The organism is Campylobacter sp. 1569 (assembly GCF_024723675.1).
Lineage (GTDB): Bacteria > Campylobacterota > Campylobacteria > Campylobacterales > Campylobacteraceae > Campylobacter_D > Campylobacter_D jejuni_C.
This window is the reverse complement of sequence record NZ_JANQDB010000026.1, coordinates 1-5,441: the sequence shown is the minus strand read 5'-3', so window position 1 is coordinate 5,441 and position 5,441 is coordinate 1. Positions and strand designations below refer to the sequence as shown.

At 28.8% G+C, this 5,441-nt stretch carries 8 protein-coding genes and 1 pseudogene; all 9 read left to right on the top strand.

The features are described 5' to 3' along the window. Positions 1–628 (top strand): 3-oxoacyl-[acyl-carrier-protein] synthase III C-terminal domain-containing protein (locus tag CAMP5060_RS07915; RefSeq protein ID WP_337218187.1); only part of this gene is annotated, 628 nt, incomplete at its 5' end. 4 nt (positions 629–632) lie between these two features. Further along, positions 633–866 carry a phosphopantetheine-binding protein gene (locus CAMP5060_RS07910; protein ID WP_337218186.1) on the top strand — a complete coding sequence of 78 codons (234 nt, stop codon included), beginning with the start codon at positions 633–635 and terminating at the stop codon, positions 864–866. 1 nt (position 867) lies between these two features. Further along, positions 868–1,638 (top strand): SDR family NAD(P)-dependent oxidoreductase, encoded by a 771-nt coding sequence (locus CAMP5060_RS07905; protein WP_337218185.1) that lies wholly within the window; start codon positions 868–870, stop codon positions 1,636–1,638. 4 nt (positions 1,639–1,642) lie between these two features. Next, positions 1,643–2,344, top strand: a complete 702-nt coding sequence (gene pseF / locus CAMP5060_RS07900) for a pseudaminic acid cytidylyltransferase (protein ID WP_337218184.1) — start codon at positions 1,643–1,645, stop codon at positions 2,342–2,344. Next, positions 2,335–3,021, top strand: a complete 687-nt coding sequence (locus CAMP5060_RS07895) for a class I SAM-dependent methyltransferase (protein ID WP_337218183.1) — start codon at positions 2,335–2,337, stop codon at positions 3,019–3,021. Before pseF ends, CAMP5060_RS07895 begins: the two co-directional genes overlap by 10 nt. A gap of 2 nt (positions 3,022–3,023) precedes the next feature. Then, the gene (locus CAMP5060_RS07890; RefSeq protein ID WP_087700234.1) at positions 3,024–3,698 is read left to right on the top strand and encodes a class I SAM-dependent methyltransferase; all 675 of its coding nucleotides are present in this window, start codon (positions 3,024–3,026) and stop codon (positions 3,696–3,698) included. Then, the gene (locus CAMP5060_RS07885; RefSeq protein WP_192866638.1) at positions 3,695–4,408 is read left to right on the top strand and encodes a WbqC family protein; all 714 of its coding nucleotides are present in this window, start codon (positions 3,695–3,697) and stop codon (positions 4,406–4,408) included. Before CAMP5060_RS07890 ends, CAMP5060_RS07885 begins: the two co-directional genes overlap by 4 nt. Further along, positions 4,405–5,229 carry a UDP-2,4-diacetamido-2,4,6-trideoxy-beta-L-altropyranose hydrolase gene (gene pseG, locus CAMP5060_RS07880; protein ID WP_087700236.1) on the top strand — a complete coding sequence of 275 codons (825 nt, stop codon included), beginning with the start codon at positions 4,405–4,407 and terminating at the stop codon, positions 5,227–5,229. Before CAMP5060_RS07885 ends, pseG begins: the two co-directional genes overlap by 4 nt. Continuing rightward, positions 5,226–5,441: pseudogene (locus CAMP5060_RS07875) on the top strand (UDP-4-amino-4,6-dideoxy-N-acetyl-beta-L-altrosamine N-acetyltransferase); the annotation flags it as partial. The gene pseG and the pseudogene CAMP5060_RS07875, both read left to right, overlap by 4 nt.

Sequence of the window (5,441 nt, the reverse complement as noted above, 5' to 3'; positions counted from 1 at the left end):
AAATACTTGCTCTAAAATAGAAAAAGATGCTCCTCAACATCATACTAGAATTCGTGGTGATGGATTAAGTGTTAGCTTGCTTGAATACACCCAAGAAAAAACACAAAGTTTCTTTGAACTCAATAATAATGGAAAAGGTGTAAAAGACCTATTTGTCCCTTTTGGTGCTTATAAAACTCCAAAACCACACGAATTTGATGAACCTGAATGGTATAATAACAAGCCTAAACAAGTATATATGAACGGATTAAATATTTTCAACTTTGCTACACAAAAAGAACCTGAAGCTTTTGAGTCTATATTAGAATACGCAAAGTGTAAAAAAGAGGATCTAGACTATATTTTCCTACATCAAGCAAATAAAGGAATGATAGATCTAATCATAAATAGATTAAAACTAAACCCGAGCAAAACACCAAATAATATCATCAGCCTTTATGCAAATCTAAGCCTAGCTTCTATACCAGCTACCATTTGCGATACCTTAAACACCATTGCAAACCCTTTAAGTAAAAAGCTTAAAATAGAATTAGGTGGTTTTGGAGCTGGACTTGGCTGGGCAAATGCTATATTAGAGCTAGATCAAAACTTTTGGTGCAAACAAACTCAAATTTATAAGAAAGGATAAAAAAATGACAAAAGAAAAATTTTTAGAACACTTAGAGGATGCTTTACAGCTTGATTATAAATTATCAATAGATGCAAATCTTGAAGATATTGAAGAATATGATAGTTTAGGATTAATCTCTGTTATAGCCTTATACAACCATCTTTTTAATGTCAATATACCAGGTAAAACACTAAGAGAGTGTAAAAATATAAATGATCTTATCACTCTAATACCTAGCGAACATTTAGAGTCTTGATATGATTTTTAAAGAAAATCTATTTAAAGATAAAAGCTATGTCATTACCGGAGCTAGTAGTGGCATGGGAGCTCATGCTGCTTTAATGCTAAATGAGCTTGGTGCCAAAATCATTGCCATAGGTAGAGATGAAAATAAGCTTTTAGCTCAAAAAGAACAAGCCAAAAACCCTGATGATTTTATCACAATCTCAAAAGATTTATCAAATTTTGAAAATCTAGACAAATGGACTTTAGAACTTGCTAAAGAACACGGGGGATTTAATGGTTGCTTATTAAGTGCTGGAGCAGTAAATACCATGCCTTTAAGTGCTCCCAATTTTGCTAATTTCGGAGTCAAACTATTTAATATTAATTACTTTGGAAATTTGCAAATTCTAAAGGGCCTAAGCGACAAAAGAGCTAAAAGCAAAGATGGTTCTAGTTTTGTTTGGGTAAGCTCTGCTGCTTTTATACAACCTGGAGCTGGACTTGGAAACTACGCAGCTAGTAAAGGAGCTGTTGTCTCTGCTATAAAATCCTTTGCTTTAGAATTTGCCCCAAAATATAGAATCAATGCTATATGCCCTGGTCTTGTTTTAACCCCAATGATTGATGTTTCTGATACAGCAACAGGAAAAGATTATGTTGCTATTGCAAATTCAAGATATCCTTTAGGTGTTGGGACAATGGATGATACCTCAAATCTTATTTGTTTTTTACTTAGCGATGCATCAAGATGGTTTACTGGACAAGAATTTATTATCAATGGTGGAGGAACTTTAAAATTTTAATACTATGAAAAATCTTTGTATTATCCCAGCGCGTGGTGGTTCTAAACGTATTCCTAGAAAAAATATCATTGATTTTCTAGGAAAACCTTTGATTGCTTATAGCATAGAAAGTGCTTTAAATTCGGGTATTTTTGATGATGTGATCATTTCAAGCGATGATGATGAGATCATTGAAGTAGCTTTAAAATACGGAGCCAAAGCTCCTTTTGTACGTAAAAAAGAACTAAGTGATGATTATGCAAGCTCAACCGCTGTAATCCAAAATGCCATCACCACCCTAGAAGAGCAAGGTAAGAACTATAAAAATGTGTGCTGTTTATACGCTACTGCACCACTTATAGATGAGTTTATTTTACAAGAAGCTTTTGAGCAATTTAGTCAGGAAGAATGTAAATTTTTATTTTCAGCTTGTGAGTTTGAATACCCTATACAAAGAGGTTTTTACCTTGATGAACAAAATAAAGTTTATATGTTTGATGAATCAAACTATAACAAACGCTCACAAGATCTTACCAAAGCTTATCATGATGGTGGTGCATTTTACTTTGGCAAAAAAAAAGCGTGGCTAGAAGAAGATTTTATGTTTAAACCTCACTCTAAAGCTTTTTTACTTCCAAGGAATAAAATCTGTGATATTGATACCTTTGAAGACTTAGAATTTGCTAAAATACTATATCAGTTTCACAAAGGTAATAAATGTTTATAAATAAAATCAAAGGTTTTAAGTATCCTGATATGGAGCTTGTAAGATGGTTTTTTAAAAACAAGCTTGATACCTTAAAAAATGCAAAAGTCTTAGAATTTGCCTCTCATAATGGTAATAATCTTTCTTTATTTGCAAATTATGATTATGAGTGTATTGGCGTAGAACTTAGCAAACAAAATCATGAAAATGCTATTTATAATTTTAAAGAAATTATGCATTATCAAAAGGCAAATTTTTTCAATGAAAATATGCTTGATTTTGCTAAAAATCATCAAAATATAAATGCAGATGTATTTTTAATACCTAATGTAATTAATTACATTAGCAAAGATGAATTTAAAAATTTACTGCAAGATGCAAAACAAAATAACTTATATCAAACAAATAAATTAGGATATGCTTATTTTTTCTTAAGAGCAAGAAGCGTTAAAGATCATCGTTATGGACTTGGAGAAAGATTAAAAAACGATAGTTTTATTTTAAGCTATGATGAATTTAGTGGCGAGAAAAATTGTCTTTGCACAGCATACCAAGAACACGAACTTGTAGAAATTTTAAAAGAAAACTTAAATTTATATGATTTTGAAGTTATCACAAGTGAAAATATCAATATAAAAAATAAAGTTTATATCAAAGATAGCGATATAATCATCTATGGAAAAATCACTAAGGAGTGAAAATGTACTTAAGAGATTTAAAAGGCTTAAAATTTCCAGATTTAGCGGTAATTAAATTCTTTTTTAAACAAGGACTACATCAAAAAAGCAACCAAAAAGTTTTAGAATTTGCCTGTTCTAACGGCAATAATCTTTCTTTATTTGCAAATTATGATTATGAATGTATCGGGGTTGATTTAAACAAAGAAAATATCAACAACGCTAATTACAATTTCAAAGAAATAATCCAATGTAAAAACTATCAGTTTTTTCATGATAATATTTTAGAATTTCCTTTAAAAAATCCAAATCTTAATGCAGATATTTTTATGATTCCTAATGTGATTAACTATCTTTTGAAAGAAGATTTTTTAAAATTATTAAAAATTTCTAAAGAAAACTCTATGTATAAAGAAAATGCTTTGTTTTTTTTAAGAACAAGAAGTATAAAAGATTATAGATATGGTTATGGAGAAAAAATAGCTCATAATTGTTTTAAAATCACAAATGATAACACTACAGGAGAGCTTGGATGTATAAACACTCTCTACCAAGAATACGAACTTGTAGAAATTTTAAAAGAATATTTAAATTTATATGATTTTAAAGTACTTACTTATGAGAATACCAATATCATGGGAGAAGATGAAAGATTAGTTAATGATAGCGATATTGTAATTTATGGAAAAATTAAGTGAAAATAGCCATCATGCAGCCAACCTTCAACCCATGGCTTGGCTATATATATATGATACAAAGTGTTGATACTTTTGTCTTTTTAGATAATGTTCAGTTTGAACGCAGATCTTGGCAAAATAGAAACAAAATCAAATTACAAGATAAAACCTTTTTACTAGGACTAAACTTACAAAAAGCACCACAAAAAACATCGCTTCAAAATATTTTATTTGAAAAAGATGAAAAGTGGAAATTTAAATTTCTAAAAACCATTTACCATGCATATTCTAAAAGTGCTAATTTTGAAAAATATTACAGTGTCTTAAAAAAAGCTTTATTTAAACATACGCATTTGGTGCAATTTAATATGGAATTAATCAGAATTTACTGCGAGCATTTGAATATCAAAACACCTATTTTGCAAAGCTCTTCTTTAAACTTAAAAAATGAAAAAAAAGAAAAATTACTACTTGAAATTTGCCAAACACTAAAAGCTGATTATTATCTTTCTCCAGAAGGATCAAAAAATTATCTTGAGAAAGATACAGCAAAAGAAATTTTTAAAAATGCAAATATAAAAATTGAATATTTTGATTTTATCCATCCAACCTATACTCAATTAGGTACAAATTTTATAGCTTATTTGGGAATTTTAGACTTTTTATTTAACGAAAAAAATCCTTGTGTAAAATTTCAAGAATGTATCAAAATTAACGAGTATAATATATGAAAGTTCTTTTTAGAAGCGATAGTTCTAGCACTATAGGGCATGGACACATTAAAAGAGATCTTTTATTAGCCAAACAATACCATGATATATCTTTTGCTTGTTTACCACTAAAAGGCTCTTTAATAGATGAAATTCCTTATCCTGTATACGAACTAACAAGTGCTAGCATATATGAGCTAATCAATCTCATCAAAAAAGAAAAATTTGATCTTTTAATCATCGATCATTATGAGATCACTGCAGATGATGAAAAACTCATCAAACTAGAAACAGGAATTAAAATTCTCAGTTTTGATGATGAGATAAAAGAACATTTTTGCGATATTTTACTAAATGTCAATGCCTATGCTAAAGAAAGTGATTATGAAAATTTAGTACCAAAGTATTGTGAACTAAGATGTGGCTTTTCCTATGCTCTAATACGCGATGAGTTTTATGAAGAAAGTAAGATAAAAAGAGAAAAAATTTATGATTATTTTATTTGTATAGGGGGAAGTGATCCAAAAAATATTTCCTTTGATATAGCAAATAAACTAAATAAAAATAAAACCATCATCATAGCTACCACAAAAGCAAATTCACATCTAAACTCGCTTCAAAAATTAAGCCAAAAAAATCCTAATATACAAATTCTAATAGACTATTCTAATCTTGCTAGATTAATGAATGAAAGCAAAAAACTCATCATTAGTGCAAGTTCATTAGTCAACGAAGCTTTAATTTTAAAAGCAAATTTTAAAGCTATAGCTTATGCTAAAAATCAAGAAAAACTTGCAACATGGCTTGTTAAAAAAGGCTATGAAGTGGAGAGTTTTATATGATAGTTTTAAAAGATTTTATCCATTTAACTCAAGAAGAAATCGAGCTTGTTTTAAAATGGCGTAATGATGAAAATATTGCTAAATTTATGAAAACGCAAAATATCACTTTAAAAGAGCACTTAAGTTTTTTATCTAGTCTAAAAACGGATACAACTAAAAAATATTTTTTAGTTTATGATGATAAAAATATCATAGGAGTAATTGATTTTATC

Bases quoted from the DNA above. Each gene is read 5' to 3' on its own strand.
- pseG (WP_087700236.1), top strand. From the start codon at position 4,405: ATGAAAGTTCTTTTTAGAAGCGATAGTTCTAGCACTATAGGGCATGGA.
- CAMP5060_RS07890 (WP_087700234.1), top strand. From the start codon at position 3,024: ATGTACTTAAGAGATTTAAAAGGCTTAAAATTTCCAGATTTAGCGGTA.
- pseF (WP_337218184.1), top strand. From the start codon at position 1,643: ATGAAAAATCTTTGTATTATCCCAGCGCGTGGTGGTTCTAAACGTATT.
- CAMP5060_RS07895 (WP_337218183.1), top strand. From the start codon at position 2,335: ATGTTTATAAATAAAATCAAAGGTTTTAAGTATCCTGATATGGAGCTT.
- CAMP5060_RS07910 (WP_337218186.1), top strand. From the start codon at position 633: ATGACAAAAGAAAAATTTTTAGAACACTTAGAGGATGCTTTACAGCTT.
- CAMP5060_RS07905 (WP_337218185.1), top strand. From the start codon at position 868: ATGATTTTTAAAGAAAATCTATTTAAAGATAAAAGCTATGTCATTACC.